Annotated in this window: 16 protein-coding genes and 1 tRNA gene; 14 read left to right on the forward strand and 3 right to left on the reverse strand. The window is 71.2% G+C overall.

The annotated features are described in order from the left end of the window. Position 1 precedes the first annotated feature (1 nt). Both V6V89_RS18965 and V6V89_RS18970 read right to left on the reverse strand, forming a co-directional pair. Positions 2 to 724, reverse strand: a complete 723-nt coding sequence (locus V6V89_RS18965) for a hypothetical protein (RefSeq protein ID WP_334620488.1) — start codon at positions 722 to 724, stop codon at positions 2 to 4. Next, positions 717 to 1,220, reverse strand: a complete 504-nt coding sequence (locus tag V6V89_RS18970) for a SigE family RNA polymerase sigma factor (RefSeq protein ID WP_334620489.1) — start codon at positions 1,218 to 1,220, stop codon at positions 717 to 719. The genes V6V89_RS18965 and V6V89_RS18970 overlap by 8 nt, the downstream gene beginning before the upstream one ends. A gap of 78 nt (positions 1,221 to 1,298) precedes the next feature. On the opposite strand from V6V89_RS18970, the gene V6V89_RS18975 reads away from it, so the two are divergent. The 13 genes from V6V89_RS18975 to V6V89_RS19035 all read left to right on the forward strand — a co-directional run bounded on the left by V6V89_RS18975 (position 1,299) and on the right by V6V89_RS19035 (position 14,170). Then, entirely contained in the window at positions 1,299 to 2,210 is a 912-nt protein-coding gene (locus V6V89_RS18975; protein ID WP_334620490.1) for a bifunctional helix-turn-helix transcriptional regulator/GNAT family N-acetyltransferase, read from the forward strand. A gap of 156 nt (positions 2,211 to 2,366) precedes the next feature. Next, a complete protein-coding gene (locus V6V89_RS18980; protein ID WP_334620491.1) occupies positions 2,367 to 3,275 on the forward strand; it encodes a carbohydrate kinase family protein in 909 nt (302 codons plus the stop codon). A 241-nt stretch (positions 3,276 to 3,516) separates the two neighbouring features. Then, on the forward strand, positions 3,517 to 4,089 hold the full coding sequence (locus tag V6V89_RS18985; RefSeq protein ID WP_334620492.1) for an NADH-quinone oxidoreductase subunit C: 573 nt from the start codon (positions 3,517 to 3,519) through the stop codon (positions 4,087 to 4,089). Next, positions 4,089 to 5,051 carry a complex I subunit 1/NuoH family protein gene (locus V6V89_RS18990; RefSeq protein ID WP_334620493.1) on the forward strand — a complete coding sequence of 321 codons (963 nt, stop codon included), beginning with the start codon at positions 4,089 to 4,091 and terminating at the stop codon, positions 5,049 to 5,051. The genes V6V89_RS18985 and V6V89_RS18990 overlap by 1 nt, the downstream gene beginning before the upstream one ends. Positions 5,052 to 5,067: 16 nt before the next feature. Then, positions 5,068 to 5,460 carry an ester cyclase gene (locus V6V89_RS18995; RefSeq protein WP_334620494.1) on the forward strand — a complete coding sequence of 131 codons (393 nt, stop codon included), beginning with the start codon at positions 5,068 to 5,070 and terminating at the stop codon, positions 5,458 to 5,460. 47 nt (positions 5,461 to 5,507) lie between these two features. Then, the gene (locus V6V89_RS19000) at positions 5,508 to 6,017 is read left to right on the forward strand and encodes a NuoI/complex I 23 kDa subunit family protein (protein ID WP_334620495.1); all 510 of its coding nucleotides are present in this window, start codon (positions 5,508 to 5,510) and stop codon (positions 6,015 to 6,017) included. Beyond that, positions 6,014 to 6,517, forward strand: coding sequence for an NADH-quinone oxidoreductase subunit J family protein (locus tag V6V89_RS19005; protein ID WP_334620496.1), 504 nt, complete (start codon positions 6,014 to 6,016; stop codon positions 6,515 to 6,517). Before V6V89_RS19000 ends, V6V89_RS19005 begins: the two co-directional genes overlap by 4 nt. Beyond that, positions 6,514 to 6,828 carry an NADH-quinone oxidoreductase subunit NuoK gene (gene nuoK / locus V6V89_RS19010; RefSeq protein ID WP_334620497.1) on the forward strand — a complete coding sequence of 105 codons (315 nt, stop codon included), beginning with the start codon at positions 6,514 to 6,516 and terminating at the stop codon, positions 6,826 to 6,828. Before V6V89_RS19005 ends, nuoK begins: the two co-directional genes overlap by 4 nt. Then, entirely contained in the window at positions 6,825 to 8,600 is a 1,776-nt protein-coding gene (locus tag V6V89_RS19015) for an NADH-quinone oxidoreductase subunit 5 family protein (RefSeq protein WP_442935173.1), read from the forward strand. The genes nuoK and V6V89_RS19015 overlap by 4 nt, the downstream gene beginning before the upstream one ends. Further along, positions 8,597 to 10,072: a complex I subunit 4 family protein gene (locus tag V6V89_RS19020; protein WP_334620498.1), complete on the forward strand. Its 1,476-nt coding sequence runs from the start codon at positions 8,597 to 8,599 to the stop codon at positions 10,070 to 10,072. The genes V6V89_RS19015 and V6V89_RS19020 overlap by 4 nt, the downstream gene beginning before the upstream one ends. A gap of 232 nt (positions 10,073 to 10,304) precedes the next feature. Continuing rightward, the gene (locus V6V89_RS19025) at positions 10,305 to 11,738 is read left to right on the forward strand and encodes an NADH-quinone oxidoreductase subunit N (protein ID WP_334620499.1); all 1,434 of its coding nucleotides are present in this window, start codon (positions 10,305 to 10,307) and stop codon (positions 11,736 to 11,738) included. A gap of 90 nt (positions 11,739 to 11,828) precedes the next feature. Next, positions 11,829 to 12,704 (forward strand): zinc metalloprotease HtpX, encoded by an 876-nt coding sequence (gene htpX / locus V6V89_RS19030; RefSeq protein WP_334620500.1) that lies wholly within the window; start codon positions 11,829 to 11,831, stop codon positions 12,702 to 12,704. Between the two features lie 206 nt (positions 12,705 to 12,910). Next, positions 12,911 to 14,170 (forward strand): MFS transporter, encoded by a 1,260-nt coding sequence (locus V6V89_RS19035; RefSeq protein WP_334620501.1) that lies wholly within the window; start codon positions 12,911 to 12,913, stop codon positions 14,168 to 14,170. On the opposite strand, the gene V6V89_RS19040 is transcribed toward V6V89_RS19035, so the two are convergent. After that, positions 14,154 to 14,648 carry a YajQ family cyclic di-GMP-binding protein gene (locus V6V89_RS19040; protein WP_334620502.1) on the reverse strand — a complete coding sequence of 165 codons (495 nt, stop codon included), beginning with the start codon at positions 14,646 to 14,648 and terminating at the stop codon, positions 14,154 to 14,156. The genes V6V89_RS19035 and V6V89_RS19040 overlap by 17 nt on opposite strands. Before the next feature lie 123 nt (positions 14,649 to 14,771). Here V6V89_RS19040 and V6V89_RS19045 point away from each other — a divergent pair. After that, positions 14,772 to 14,852, forward strand: a tRNA-Tyr gene (locus V6V89_RS19045). Positions 14,853 to 15,147: the final 295 nt, after the last annotated feature.

Below are 15,147 nucleotides of genomic sequence, written 5' to 3' on the forward strand. Positions count from 1 at the left end.
ATCAGGTTGGCGAGGGAGAAACCGGCGTCTCTACGCAGCCATCGGCCCTGTTGGAGTCGATGACGTTGGGATAGCTGCCGCCGTCGGGCGGGATCAGGCCGCGGATCTCGGCCGAGCCGGCGCCCACGTACCACGCTCGGCAGTCGCCGGACGGAATCTGCATCTCCAGCCGCACGGTGGGCTGCTCGGCGTCGAGCCGCCCGACCCCGGAGCCGAACAGCCGCTGGGTGCCGTCCGGGTCGATCTCGTAGGAGGCCCAGAAGACCCGGATCTCCTCGCCGGGGCACAGCTTGCGTTCGGCGTCGGCGGCGACCCGTGCGGCCAGCGTGATCGCGCCGTCGGTCATCGGCTCGGCGATGTCGACCTCGCCGTACTCGCGGCAGGACTTGCCGCCCTGGTTGCCGCCGTCCTTGCGCGGTGTCTCACCGCCCGCGTCCGGCCGTACCTTCGACGCGCTGGCCGACGGGCTCGCAGTGGCGCTCGCCGTCGGTGTGGCCGATGGACTGGCCGAGTCGGTGACCTCCGGCTGCGCGCTGGGTGGTCCGGCGAGCGCGACCCCGGCCAGGGCCAGTACCGCCACCGCCGCGAGCGCGGCACCGCTCTGCACAGCGCGCCTGCGGATCCACCGGCGGCGCACGTCGGCCACGCCGGGTGCCTGAAGCTCCGGCATCGTGTCGGCCCGGAACTCGTCGAAAGCGGAGCGCAGAGGGTCGTCGTCAGACATCCTCTGTCTCCCTTCCGGCCGGTGCCCAATCAGCCATTGTGATGGCAAGCGCCGCTCGGGCGCGATGCAGCCATGATTTGACTGTGCCCTCGGCCACTCCCGTGATGTCGGCGATCTCATTCACCGGCAGGTCGACCAGGTAGTGCAGCACCACCGCCTGGCGGTGGCGCGGCGGCAGGGTGGTCAGGGCCTCCATGAGCGCTATGCGGTCTGGGCTCGGCCCGGCGACCGGCTCGGGGCGCTGGTGCCGGGTGAGGTCCAGCAACCGTCGGGCGCGCCGCCACCGGCTGGTGGCGAGGTTCCACGCTACCCGGCGGACCCAGGCGGCCGGGTCGTCGTAGCCGCTCAGTTTCGACCATCGGGGCAGCGCGCGGCTGAACGCCTCCTGGACGACGTCCTGCGCTTCGGAGAGGTCACCGGTGTACGCGTACAGCTGGAGGGTCAAGGCGCGGAAGGTCGCGGCGTAGAAGTCCGCGAATTCCCCGTTCTCGGCCACGGCCAAGGGTAACCGCTTGCGTCACGCCCGCTGCGCGAGCAATAGTTGACGGAGTCAAAGGAAAGGTTGAGCTGGGCAATGAGTGATCGTGTTGCGGAGATCCGCGCCTTCAACCGCTTCTACACCCGCGTGATCGGCGTTCTCGGCGAGGGCATGCTGAGCACGCCGTACACGCTCACCGAGGCCAGGGTGCTGTTCGAGTTGGCCCACCGGGACTGCGTCGAGGTCGTCCACCTGCGCCGCGTGCTCGACCTCGACGCGGGATACCTCAGCCGCATCCTGGCCCGCTTCGAGGCCGACGGGCTGGTCACCCGATCCCGGTCCGCTGCCGACGCCCGCCGCCAGGTGATCGAGCTGACCGCCGCCGGACGCGCCACCCAAAGCGAGCTGGACCAGCGCACCGACGTCCAGATCGGCGACCTGATCAGCGCCCTGGGTGAGGCCGACCAGCGCCGGCTGCTCGGCGCCATGGCCACCATCCAGGAGCTGCTCGGCGAGCCGGCCCGCCGCGACCTCGTCGTCCTGCGCCCACCCGCCCCCGGCGACCTGGGCTGGATCGTGCAGCGGCACGGCGCGATCTACGCGCAGGAGTTCGGGTGGGACGCCAGCTTCGAGGCGCTCGTCGCCCGGATCGTCGCCGACTACGCCGCCGACCACGACGCGCGCCGCGAGGCCGTCTGGATCGCCGAGGTCGACGGCGCCCCGGTCGGCTCCGTCATGTGCGTGCGGCGTGATGACAAGACCGCCCAGCTCCGGCTACTGCTGGTCGAGCCGAGCGCCCGCGGCATGGGCGTCGGTGGCCGGCTCGTCGAGGAGTGCCTGCGCTTCGCCAAGCGCACCGGATACGAGCGGATCATGCTGTGGACGTACGACGCGACCAAGGACGCGCACCGTATTTACGAGCGGGCCGGGTTCACCCTCGACGAGCAGCACAAGGCCACCGCGTTCGGTCACGAAATGGTCGACGAGGTCTGGTCCAGGGACCTGTAGCCATGGAGCTGTTGGCCCTCGTGGCGTTCCTGGTGGCCCTCGGAGCCGCGTCCGCGCTGGGTCTGAGCGTCGCCAGCCGCGACAGTGGTCCGGGTCCGCCGAGAGGTCGATCACGGGCAGGGTAGGAGTGCTGGTCATGGCCCTATCCTTACGCTCGTGGCGTTCCTGGTGGTGGGCGAGAGCCTGGTCGATCTGATCAGTCGCGGTGGCAGTTGGAGCTTCGACGCGAAGCCGGGCGGCAGTCCGCTCAACGTCGCTGTCGGGCTGGTCGCCGACGGGCATGAAGCGCGGTTCGCGACCGAGATCGGTGGTGACCTGTTCGGCGGGCTGCTGCGTGAGCACCTCGACACGTACGGCGTCGCGCCCACCGACATCGCCGTCACCGAGGCGCCCACCAGCGTGGCTTTCGCCCGGATCGACGAGGTGGGCGGCGCGACCTACGACTTCCGGTTCGGCTGGGCGTACCAGGGCAAGCCGGCCCTCGACGGCGTCACCTGCCTGCACACCGGCTCGCTGGCCACCGCCGTGCCGCCCGGCGCCGACGCGGTGCTGGAGCTCATCAGCGCCGCTCGGGCCGCCGGCACGCTGGTCTCGTACGACCCCAACATCCGGCCCGCGCTGGTCGGCGACCGGGCCGACGCGCTGGCCCGGGTCGAGGAGATCGTGCGCACGGCCGACATCGTCAAGGTCAGCGACGAGGACCTGCGCTGGCTGCTGCCCGGCGAGCCAGACGTCGAGGTGGCGCGGCGGTGGGCCGGGTTCGGGCCGAAGCTGGTCGTGGTGACCCGGGGTGGCTCGGGCGCGGTGGGCGTCCACGATGGCCAGGTCGTCGAGTGCGCTGCACCGAAGATCACCGTCGCCGACACGGTCGGCGCCGGTGACGCGTTCACCGCTGGCCTGCTCTCGGCGCTGAGCCGCGCGGGGGCCTTCAGCACCGACTCGGTCGGCCGCGCCATGCGGTACGCCGTGGCGACCGCCGCCGCGGTCTGCGCCCGCCCGGGCGCGCTTCCGCCGCCGCGCGCCGAGATCGCGGCGCTCCTGGAGGCTCTAGACTCCCCTGCATGACCGAGCTAGCTGGCGCTCGCTCCGCTCGCGCGGGTCATGCGCCTTTGACGCCGCCCTGTAGCCGACCCTGCGCTCGGTCGCTGCGATTCTGGCCCTCGCTCCGCGCGGGCGGTTCGGGCGCTGAAAGCCGCCCTGTAGCCGCCAGTCGCTCCGGTCGCTGCGCTCCCTCCGCTTTGTGGCGGCTGCGGGCGGCGCGCTCTCACAGCTTCCTCGACTCCGGGCCGACTGCGGGCGGCGGCGCATGACGCCGGAGGAGGTCGGGACGCGGCTCGCCGGGCAGGTAACGGACGGCGTAGCGACCGTATCGGGCGGTGGGCCGTACGCTCGCGGCACCGTCGACGTACCGCCGGACGCCTGGATCGCGGCGCTGACCGCCGCCCGCGACGACGCCGACCTCGCGTGCGACTTCTTCGACTGGCTGTCGGCGGTCGACGAGCTCGACGCCGGGTTCGCGATCGTGGCGCACCTGTGGTCGACGAGCTGGCGGCACGGCGTGCTGGTCCGCACGGTCGTGCCGCGCAACGAGCCCGCCGTCCAGTCGGTCGTGTCGATCTACCCGGGCGCCGCGTGGCACGAGCGGGAGACCCACGAGATGTTCGGGATCGACTTCGCCGGGCACCCAGGTCTCGCGCCGCTGCTGCTGCCGCCCGAGTTCGAGGGGCACCCGCTGCGCAAGGAGTTCGTGCTCGCGTCCCGGGTGGCCAAGGCGTGGCCGGGCGCGAAGGAGCCGGGCGAGTCGGGTCACGGCGGCGGCAAGCGCGCACCCATGCGGCCGCCTGGTGTGCCGGCACCCGGTGAATGGGGGCCGGCCTAATGCCGCTGTGGCTGGAGCTCACCATCCGGGTCGGCGGTGTGGTGGTCGCCTTCCTGACCCTGCCCCTGATCGTCGGCCAGGCCGAGCACAAGGTGATGGCGCACATGCAGGGCCGGCTCGGCCCCATGTACGCGGGCGCGTTCCACGGCTGGGCCCAGCTCATCGCCGACGGCGTCAAGTTCGTGCAGAAGGAAGACGTCACCCCGCGCGCCGCCGACCGGCCGGTGTTCCGGTTGGCGCCGCTCGTCGCGCTCGTGCCCTACCTGCTGGTGCTGCTGGTCATCCCGCTCGGCCCCGGTGACCTGGTCGGGCAGGCGCTCGACATCGGCCTGTTCTTCGCGCTCGCCGTCGTAGGCGTCGGCGTCGTGGCGGTACTGATGTCCGGCTGGGCCTCGGCCAACAAGTACAGCCTGCTCGGCGGGCTGCGGGCGGCCGCGCAGCTGCTCGGATACGAGCTGCCGTTGGTGCTCGCCGCGGCCAGCATCGCGATGGCGGCGGGCACCCTGTCGCTGCCCGGCATCGTCGAGGCGTGGGAGCCGTGGTGGCTGCTGTGGCAGGCGCCCGCGCTCGCGGTCTTCTTCATCGCCGGCGTCGCCGAGATCCGGCGGCCGCCGTTCGACATGCCGATCGCCGACTCCGAGCTGGTCTTCGGATACATGACCGAGTACACGGGACTGCGGTTCGCGTTCTTCCTCCTCGCCGAGTACGTCGGCATCGTGGTGATCGCCGCGCTGACGACCGTGCTGTTCCTGGGCGGCTGGCAGGGGCCGTTCGGCGACGACTATCTCGGCTGGCTGTGGACGCTCGTCAAGGTGTTCGCCGTGTCCTTCGTGATCATCTGGCTGCGCGTGTCGTACCCGCGGTTGCGCGAAGACCAGCTCCAGCGGCTGTGCTGGCTCGTCCTCGTGCCGGTCGCCCTGGCGCAGCTCGTGCTGACCGCCGCCGTCAAGATCGCGATGTAGCGCGGTGGAATCCGCGGTGCGGCGCTTCGTCGCCGACGTCTGGAACGGCGCCCGGGAAGAGTCGGTGTACGAGCTGGTGGCGCCGGACTGCCCCGGGCTGGGCACGACCGGGCCGGACGGCGTGCTGGCCTGGCACCGCGACCGGCGGGCGGCGTTTCCCGACCTTCGCTACAAGATCGTCGACCTGGTGGTGCAGGACCAGAGGGCGGCCGTGCACTGGCGGGCGGCGGGCACCCAACTCGGCCAGTTCGGCCCCGTGCCGCCGACCGGCACCGTGGTCTCCTACTCGGGCGCGACGTTCCTGCGCTTCGACGCCACCGGCAAGATCATCGACGTGTGGAGCGTCAACGAACTCTTCCAAGTCCTCCAGCAACTGGGCGTCGACTTCACCCCGCCGCCCGGCGCATAGTCACGGGGTGCTCGCGCCCCAACGGCCGAGGGGGCAGGATATGCGGCATGGGCGTGCCTGGCGAGGGGTTGGCGAAGGGGCTGGCGGTCACCCTCAAGACGATGACCCGCCGGTCGCACACACAGCAGTACCCGGACGTCGAGCCTGACCTGCCGCCCCGATCCCGGGGCGTGATCGCGCTGCTCGAAGAGAACTGCACGGTCTGCATGCTGTGCGCCCGCGAGTGCCCCGACTGGTGCATCTACATCGACTCGCACAAGGAAGAGGTGGTTGTGCCCGGCGCGGCCCGGGCTCGGCAGCGCAACGTCCTCGACCGCTTCGACATCGACTTCTCGCTGTGCATGTACTGCGGCATCTGCATCGAGGCGTGCCCGTTCGACGCCCTGTACTGGACGCCCGAGTTCGAGTACGCCGAGTACGACATCCGCGACCTGCTGCACGACAAGAGCCGCCTCGGCGAGTGGATGGCCACCGTGCCGCCGCCACCACCGCACGACCCCAACGGCGAGCCCTCCAAGGAGGAGACGGCCGCCGTCAAGAAGGCGGCACCGAGGTGACCGCCGCTGACGTGTTGCTGCTCGGGCTCGGGGCCGTGGCGGTGGGCTCAGGGCTGCTCGTGGTCACCACGAAGCATCTGGTGCGCGCCGGCCTGTACCTGGTGGTCTGCCTGGGGGCGGTGGCCGGCCTGTACCTGGTGCTGACCGCCGAGCTGGTCGCCTGGGTGCAGGTGCTGATCTACGTTGGCGCGGTTGTGGTGCTGCTGCTCTTCGCGGTGATGCTGACCCGGGCGCCCATCGGCGCGTCCGACGATCTCGACCGTCCCGGCTGGCCGGCGTTCCTGGTCGGGGGCGGCGCGGGGCTGGGCCTGGCGGCACTGCTGATCGACGCGTTCCGGTGGACGAAGGTCGACCTGCCCGAGGCGGGCACCGCCGAGCGGCTGGGCACCGAGATCTTCCGCTCCTGGGTGCTGCCGTTCGAAGTGCTGTCGGTGCTGCTCCTGGCCGCTCTGGTGGGCGCGATCGTGGTGTCCCGCCCGGACATCGGGGCGAAGGAATGAGGCCCGTCATCCCGTACGTCACCGCCGCGCTGCTGTTCGGTCTCGGCGTGTACGGCGTACTCCGCCGCCGCAACGCCGTGCTGGTGCTGATGTCGGTCGAGCTGATGCTCAACGCCGTCAACCTGATCCTGGTCACCGCCGACACGACGGTCCGGGCAGCGCTGCCGCAGACCGGGCAGGTGTTCGCGCTCTTCGTGATCGTGATCGCGGCGGCCGAGGTTGGTGTTGGACTGGCGATCGTGCTCCAGCTCTACCGCCTGCGGGCAACCGTCGCGGTCGACGAGGTGCCCCTCGAAAGGGTCGACGCGTGAGTGCCGCCGGGTTCGCGCTGCCGGCTGTGCCGTTCGCCGTCGCGCTGATCGGTCTCCTGCTGCCCCTGCAGGCCCGTGCGGTCGCGGCCGCCCTCGCGGTGGCCGGTGCGGCGGCGGCGCTCGGGCTGGCGATCTGGGTGCTGGCCGCTGTGGGCGACGGGCATGAGAGCAGCCGGGAGTGGGTCGACTTCGGGGGGCTCACCGTGACGCTCGGCGTCCGCCTCGACCAGGCGTCCGCGCTGGTGGCGGTCGCGGTAGGTGTGGTGGCGCTGGCGGTACAGGTCTACTCGATCACGTACCTGCACGACGACGACCGGTACGTCCCCTATGCGGCCCAGGTCAGCCTCTTCACCGCGGCGATGCTGCTCGTCGTCGTGGCCGGCGACCTGATGATGTTGATGGTCGGCTGGGAGGTCATGGGCATCTGCTCGTACCTGCTCATCGGCCACGACCGGCGCCTGCCCGAGGCGCCCGCGGCGGCGGTCAAGGCGTTCCTGGTCACCCGGGTCGGCGACGTCGGGTTCCTGATCGGCATCGCAGTGCTCGGCGTCTCGGCCGGCAGCTTCCGCATCGCCGACGTGCTGGCCGCCGACCTGAGCGGCACTACCGTGACGGTCTCCTGCTTGCTGCTGCTCGCCGGTGTCGCGGGCAAGAGCGCCCAGTTCCCCCTGCACACGTGGCTGCCCGACGCGATGGCCGGCCCGACGCCGATCTCCGCGCTCATCCACGCGGCCACGATGGTGGCGGCCGGCATCTACGTGGTCGTCCGGCTGTACCCGCTGTTCCTTGAGTCGGGCGCGGCGCTCGCCGTGCTCGGCGTGATGGCCGCGGTCACGCTGCTGATCGGCGCGTTGACGGCCACCGCGCAAGACGACATCAAGCGGGTGCTGGCCTGGTCGACGGTCTCGCAGATCGGATACATGGCCGGCGCGCTCGCGGTCGGTTCCACCTCGGCGGCGCTGTTCCACCTGCTGACGCACGCCGCTTTCAAGGCGCTGCTCTTCCTCGCGGCCGGCTGTGTGATCCACGCCGTCGGCAGCAACCTGATGTCCGCGATGGGCGGGCTGCGGCGCGACATGCCGGTGACGTTCTGGTCGTTCGCGATCGGGCTCGGTGCGCTGGCGGGGCTGCCGCCGCTCGCCGGCTTCTGGAGTAAGGAAGGGATCATCGCGGTCGCGCGGCACCCCGAGGGCCCGGCGCCGGCGTGGGTGGGCTGGTTGGTGCTGATCGCCGCCCTGGTCGGCGTGGCGGTCACCGCCTGGTACGCGACCCGCCTGCTCCGCCGCACCTTTCTCGGCACCCGCGCGGCGGCCGGCACCCCGCACGACCCGCCGCCGCTCATGCGCTGGCCGGTCGTGCTGCTGGCCGTGCCGAGCGCCCTTCTCGGCCTCGCGGCCTTCCTGCCGGCCTTCCGCGACGCGCTCGGCCTCGACGACGTGCACATCGACGCGTGGCTGCTGCTGCCGATCGCACTCCTCGCGCTCGGTGTCGCGCTCGGCTGGCGCGACCTGCCCGCAGTCCCGGCCTTCGCCCGCGCGTTCTGGCTCGACGAGGTCCAGCACGCCCTGGTGGTACGCCCGACACGTGCCCTCGCCGCGATGGTCCGCCGCGGCGACGAGTCCGGAGTGGACGGAGCGGTCGAGGGCACCGCGACCGGCACGGTGACCCTGGCTCGGCGGGTGGCCGGTGCCCACAGGTCCGCACTTCCGAGGGCCGCGACCGCGGTCCTCGCGGCCGCTGTCCTCCTCGCGGCGGTAGGAGCCTTCCTATGAACGCGCTGCTCATCGTGGTGCTCGCCGTGCCGGCGGTCGGAGCGGCGGCGGCGGCGTTGCTGCCCGACCGCATCGGGCGGATCGCCGGCACCATCGCGGCGGGCGGTGCGCTCATCGCCAGCGTGCCGCTGTACCGGAACTCGTGGTTCTCGTACGGGCCGGCCGCGGTGCGGCCCTGGCACGAGGTCGACTACGCCTGGGTGCCGGCGCTCAACCTGCACTTCCACCTCGGCGTCGACGGCGTCTCGTATCCCCTGATCGTGCTCACCGCTCTGCTCACGCTGCTGTGCTGCGGCTTCACGCTGTGGCGTACCCCCGACCCGGGCCGCGGCGGCACCCTCGTCGCGCTGCTGCTGGTGATCGAGGTCGGCATCCTGGGCACGTTCCTGGCGCTCGACCTGGTGCTCTTCTTCGTGTTCTTCGAGGTCGTGCTCCTGCCGATGTATGCGGTGATCGCCGTCTGGGGTGACCGCGACCGGGCGCACGCGGCGCGCAAGTTCGTGCTCTACACGCTCTTCGGCTCGGTGTTGCTGCTGGTGGGCGTGTTCACGGTGGTCGCGAGCGCCGGCACCGCCGACATCGTCGCCCTGACCGGCGGCGGGGAGCTGTCGCGCACCACGCAGCTCGTGGCGTTCACGCTGCTGGCGGTCGGGTTCGCGGTGAAGAGTCCACTGTGGCCGCTGCACACTTGGCTCCCCGACGCGCACACGCAGGCGCCCACGGTCGGCAGCGTGATCCTGGCGGGCGTGCTGCTGAAGATGGGCACGTACGGGCTGATCCGGGTCGCGGTCGGCGTGACGCCCGAGGGCGCACGCTGGGCCGCGCCGGTGCTCGGGATGCTGGCGGTCGCCGCGATCGTGATCGGCTCGCTGGTCTGCCTGGCCCAGACCGAGCTGAAGCGCCTCATCGCGTACTCCAGCGTCGGCCATATGGGGTTCGTGCTGCTCGGCGTCGCCACGCTGACCGCCACCGGCATCCAGGCCGCCCTCATCGGCAACGTCGCGCACGGCATCATCACTGGCCTGCTCTTCTTCCTGGCCGGCGCCATCAAAGAACGCGCGCACACCGGTGATCTCGCGCAGCTCGGTGGCCTCCGCGAGACCGCGCCCCGGCTGGCGGGCGTGCTCGGCTTCGCGGCGATCGCGTCGCTGGGCCTGCCGGGGCTGGCCGGGTTCTGGGGTGAGGCGTTCGCCGTGGTCGCCGCGATCGACCGGGGTGGACCACTGTGGACGACGCTCGGCGTGGTGGCCGCCGTCGGCGGCGCGCTGACCGCCGCGTACTTCCTGCGCCTGCTCCGCCGCGTCACCCACGGCCCGGCTGTGGGGTCTCTCGTGCCGCCAAGCCTGGCGCCGGTCGAGGTGGCCGCCTGGGCACCGCTCGTGGTGCTCGCGCTCGCCGTGGGCCTGGTGCCCGGCCTCGTGCTCGGAATGGCGGACGGCCCCGTGCAAGCCCTCCTGGAGGCGCTGCCATGATGCCGCAATCCTGCGCTCGCCTCCGCTCGCGGGGGCCATGCGCCCCGAAGCCTCCCGGTAGCCGCCAGTCGCTTCGGTCGCTGCAACTCTGGCCCTCGCTCCGCGAGGGCGGCTCGGGCCTCCCGGTAGCCGCCAGTCGCTCTGGTCGCTTCGCTCCCTACGCTTCGTGGCGGCGGCGAGCGGCGCGTCCTTACAGTTCCCTTCGCTTTGTGGCGGCTGCGGGAGGCGGCGCATGACCCAATCCGTCGACCACGTCGCGCTGCTACCGGTATATCTGGCGGCTGGCACGGCGGTACTCGCGCTGCTGGCGGACTTGTTCGTAGGGCGACGCGGGGTCGTGTTCGCGGCGGCGACCCTGGGCGCGGCCGCGACCGCCGTGGGCGCCGTGCTGGTGGGCCGGGGTGGCGACCGGGCCACGTTCTGCGCGGGCGACGCGTGCTCGTTCCTTTCGACGGACCGGTCGGCGCTCGTTGCCGTCCTGTTCGCGCTGCTCACGCTCGGTGTGCTGGGCATCTCCGCCGCGACCCGCGACGTCCCGCCGGGGGAGTACGCCTTCCTGCTGGCCTGCTCGATGACCGGCGGCGTGGTGCTCGGCTCGGCCGGCGACCTGATCACGTTGATCGTGGCGCTGGAGACCCTGACCCTGCCGCTCTACGTGCTGGTGGGCCTGCGGCGGCGCACCGTGGCGAGCGCCGAGGGCGCCGTCACCTTCTTCGTGGTGAGCGTCGTGGCGACCGCCGTGACGCTGCTCGGCGCCGCCCTGCTCTACGCGGTCGCCGGCCGGGTGCACTTCACCGCGCTGGCGGCCGGCGACCTGCCCGACGCCCCGCTCACCAGCGTGGCGGTGGTGCTCGTGCTGGCCGGGCTCGCGTTCAAGGTGGCGGCGGTGCCGTTCCACGCGTGGGCCCCCGCCGCGTACGACGGCGCCCCGGTCCCCATCGCCGCCTACCTGTCGACGGCCTCGAAGCTTGGCGGCATCATCGCGATCCTGTACGCCGTGGTCGACGGGCTGCGTCCCGCGCTCGACAAGTCTGGCCCGGCTCTGGCGGTGCTCGCCGTGCTGACCATGACCGTCGGCAACCTGGTCGCGCTCCGGCAGACCCGCATGGTGCGGCTGCTGGCCTGGTCGTCGGTGGCGCAGGCCGGATACATCCTGGCGCCGCTGGGCGCGTTCATGCTGGCCGACGGCCGGGCCGAGCTGGCCACGGCGGTCGCCGCGACGCTCGCGTACACCGCCTTCTACGTCGTCCTGGAGCTGGCCGCCTTCGGCGCGGTGGTCGCGCTGCGACCGGGCGAGGACGGCGGGACGCTTGAGGAGTATCGCGGCGCCGCCCGGCAGCGGCCCTGGGTGGGCGCGGCGCTGGTGCTCGCGCTCATCGGCCTCGCCGGGCTGCCGCCCGGCTTGGCCGGCCTTTTCGCGAAGGTCGCGGTCGTGCGGTCGCTGCTCGAAGGCGGTGCCGGCTGGCTCGCCGTCGTCGTCGCACTCAACGCGGTGGTCGGTCTGGCCTATTATGTACGCGTTTCCGCACTCCTGTACGCCCCCATGGCGCGTCCCGCTCCGGCTCGCGTGCCGTGGCTGGTCGCCACCACGCTAGGCGCCGTCACGTTGATCGCCATCGTGATCGGGTTCGCTCCCCAGCTGGTGCTCGACGCCGTTAACAGCTAACTCTCAGCTACGCGCGGAAGATCAAAGGGGTATCCGGTTGTTTGAACGGGTACCGGAGCCTACAACGCTCCGCGTGCTGAAGGAGTGATCGTGCACAGCTTCCGCAACGGCCTCAAGACGGCCGCTCTACTCGGCCTGCTATCCGCATTCGTGCTGGCCGTCGGCTACTGGTTCGGCGGCAGCTCCGGCCTGGTCCTGGCGGCGTTCGTCGCGCTGGCCATGAACGGCATCAGCTACTTCTTCTCCGACAAGATCGCGCTCCGTTCGATGCGGGCGCGGCCGGTCAGCGAGGCTCAGTTCCCCGCGCTGTACCAAATGGTCCGTGAGCTGGCCACCGAGGCCGGGCAGCCGATGCCCCGCCTCTACATGAGCCCGACGATGCAGCCCAACGCGTTCGCCACCGGCCGCAACCCGCGCAACGCCGCGGTCTGCGTGACCCAGGGCATCACCGACATCCTCGACTACCGCGAGCTGCGTGGTGTGATCGGCCACGAGCTGTCCCATGTGTACAACCGGGACATCCTCATCTCGAGCGTGGCGGGCGCGCTGGCGACCATCATCACGGTGATCGCGCACATGGCGATCTTCCTGCCGTTCGGCAGCAGCGACGACGACGGCGTCAACCCGGCGGCCCTGCTGCTCATGCTGATCCTCGGCCCGCTGGCGGCCTCGGTGATCCAGATGGCGATCAGCCGGAGCCGCGAGTACCAGGCTGACGCGTCCGGCGCGGGCCTCACCCGCGACCCGCTCGCCCTGGCTTCAGCCCTCCGCAAGATCCACTATGGCACCCAGAAGCTGCCGCTCCCGGCGGAGGGCCAGCTCGCCAGCACCGCCCACCTGATGATCGCCAACCCCTTGAAGGGCGGCGGCATGGCAAGCCTCTTCTCCACCCACCCGCCCATGGCCGAGCGAGTCCGCCGCTTGGAGCAGATGGCAGCCCGGTCCGGCCCCGTCGAACACCAGTAACTCGCTACACCCCCCGCCCCCTTCTCCGTCGATCAAGGGCAAACGCACGTGGTTGGATCTCAGATCCACGTGCGTTTGCCCTTGATCCATGCAGATGCCCTTGATCGGTGCTGGGTGTGACGTCCGGCACCACGTCCTTCGTGCCGTCCCGGATCTCTGGTTAGGGTCGAAGCACTAGTCCGGTCATTACACGGGGAGGTTGGGCCGTGGCGGCGCTGCGCCGATACCTGGCGGTATGGCGGATTCCCGGCGCGCCGGTCCTGCTCATCGTGGGGATCATCGCCCGACTCGGCATCGGCATGACCCCACTCGCCCTCCTGCTCCTCGTCGAGGACGTCACCGGCCGCTACACGCCCGCCGCGATCGCGGGCGGCATCTACGCCATCGCCGGCGCCGCCCTCAGCCCGATCGCCGGACGCCTCGCCGACCGGATCGGCCCGTCCCGGGTGCTTCTCGCCACCGGTATCGCGCACCCGCTTGCCCTGCTCGTGCTCCTGGCCGCCACCGCCGCGGAGGCACTGCCCCTGGCTTTCGCCGGCTCGGCGCTGGCCGGTGCGACGTACCCGCCGCTCACCGCCGCGATCCGTGGCGCCTGGAACAGCCTGACCGACCCCCGCGGCGGCCGTCATCACCTCCGCAGCGCCGCCATGGCCGTCGAAACCTCGCTGTTCGAGCTCGTGTTCGTGTTCGGCGCGCTGCTGGTTGCCGGGTTCGTACTGGTAGCCAGCCCCGCCGCCGCGATCATCGGCGTCGCCACCGTCACGCTGGCCGGCACCGTCACCGTCGCTCGTGGCCGTGCGATGCGCGGCTGGAGCCGCCACCCCGACGAGGTCAAGACGCGAGGGCTCGGCCCGCTGCGGGTGGCCGGCTTTCCCGGCTTGCTCGTCTGCGCGGCAGGCCTGGGCACCGCGTTCGGCGCCGCTGCCGTGACCGTCCCCGCCTACGCGGCCGCGCACAGCAGCGGCGACAGCCTCGGCGGCGTCCTGCTCGCCGTATGGGCGATGGGTAGTGCGGTGGGCGGGATCTGGTTCGGCGCCCTGCGCCCCGCCCGCAACCAGGTACGGCAGTTCGCGCTGTTGCTCGGTGCGCTGGCGGCCACGTTCGCGGTGTTTCCGCTCATGCCCAGCCCGATCGCGCTCGGCCTGGCGCTCGCCGTGGGCGGCGCCACGATCGCCCCCGCCCTCACCGTCGAAAACAACATGGTGGGCCGGATCGCACCGGCCAGCATGCTGAACGAGGCGTACACCTGGATGGTGACCGTGGCCGTGGCGTTCAGCGCGGTCGGCGGCTCCGTCGCGGGCGTGATCGTCGACCAGCCCGGCGGCGTGCCGTGGGCGTTCCTCTTCGCGGGCGCCGCGGTGGGCGCAGCCGCCATCGTGACGGCCATGCCATCCGGCGCCATCGCGCGCGCGGACGCCCTCGCCACCGCGCGCCTCGACCAGGCGCTGGCTACCGGTAGTTCGTGAACTGGAGCGCGACCCCGAAGTCTTCCTGCTTCAGCAGCGAGATGACCGCCTGCAGGTCGTCCTTCTTCTTGCCGGTCACCCGCAGCTGGTCGCCCTGGATCTGCGCCTGAACGCCCTTTGGCCCCTCGTCGCGGATCTTCTTGGTGATCGCCTTGGCCTTCTCCTGGTTGATGCCCTGGATGACCGTGCAGTCGATCTTGTAGGTCTTGCCGGAGCTGCGCGGCTCGCCCGACTCCAGTGACTTGAGCGAGATGTTTCGCTTGACCAGCTTCTCCTTGAAGACTTCCAGAGCCGCCTTGACCCGTTCTTCGGTCTCCGCCTGGAGGCTCACCCCCTCTTCGCCGGACCAGGAGATCTGGGCACCCGTGCCGCGGAAGTCGAAGCGAGTGGAGAGCTCCTTCTCCGTCTGGTGGAGCGCGTTGTCGATCTCCTGCCGGTCGACCTTGCTGACGATGTCGAACGACGGGTTCGCTGCCATGATCATGCTCCTGCTACGTGGCGTCCGTGGTCTGTGATGTCCGACCGTACCCGTTTGCAGGGCACCCCGGTGCACCCGCTATCCTTGCTTCCGCTGCCGCGAACGGAGCGGCGGCGCGCCCTAGGCGGGTTGCCCGAGCGGCCAATGGGAGCGGACTGTAAATCCGTCGCGAAAGCTACGAAGGTTCGAATCCTTCACCCGCCACAGGCTCTCCGATCGGCCCCTGACCAGCGTCATCGCGGTCAGGGGCCGATCTTCTTGTGTCCTACTAGGACCAGCTCGGCCTGGCCCGTCCATTGGTTCCGTGTCGCGCGCGGTGTAGACGGCTCGAGCCTGGTCGTTCCGTCCACCGCGTGGGGAACGTACGCCGCCCGCTTGCGGTGAGCGTCGATCAAGGGCATTCGCACGTGGAAGTGAGGTCAAAGCACATGCATCTGCCCTTGATCTGTGAAGGCTTGTGTCAAGTGGTGATGGCGTTGGTTTGGATGAAGCGGTAGAG

The sequence above is a fragment of the Micromonospora sp. CPCC 206061 genome (assembly GCF_036906915.1).
GTDB lineage: Bacteria > Actinomycetota > Actinomycetes > Mycobacteriales > Micromonosporaceae > Phytohabitans.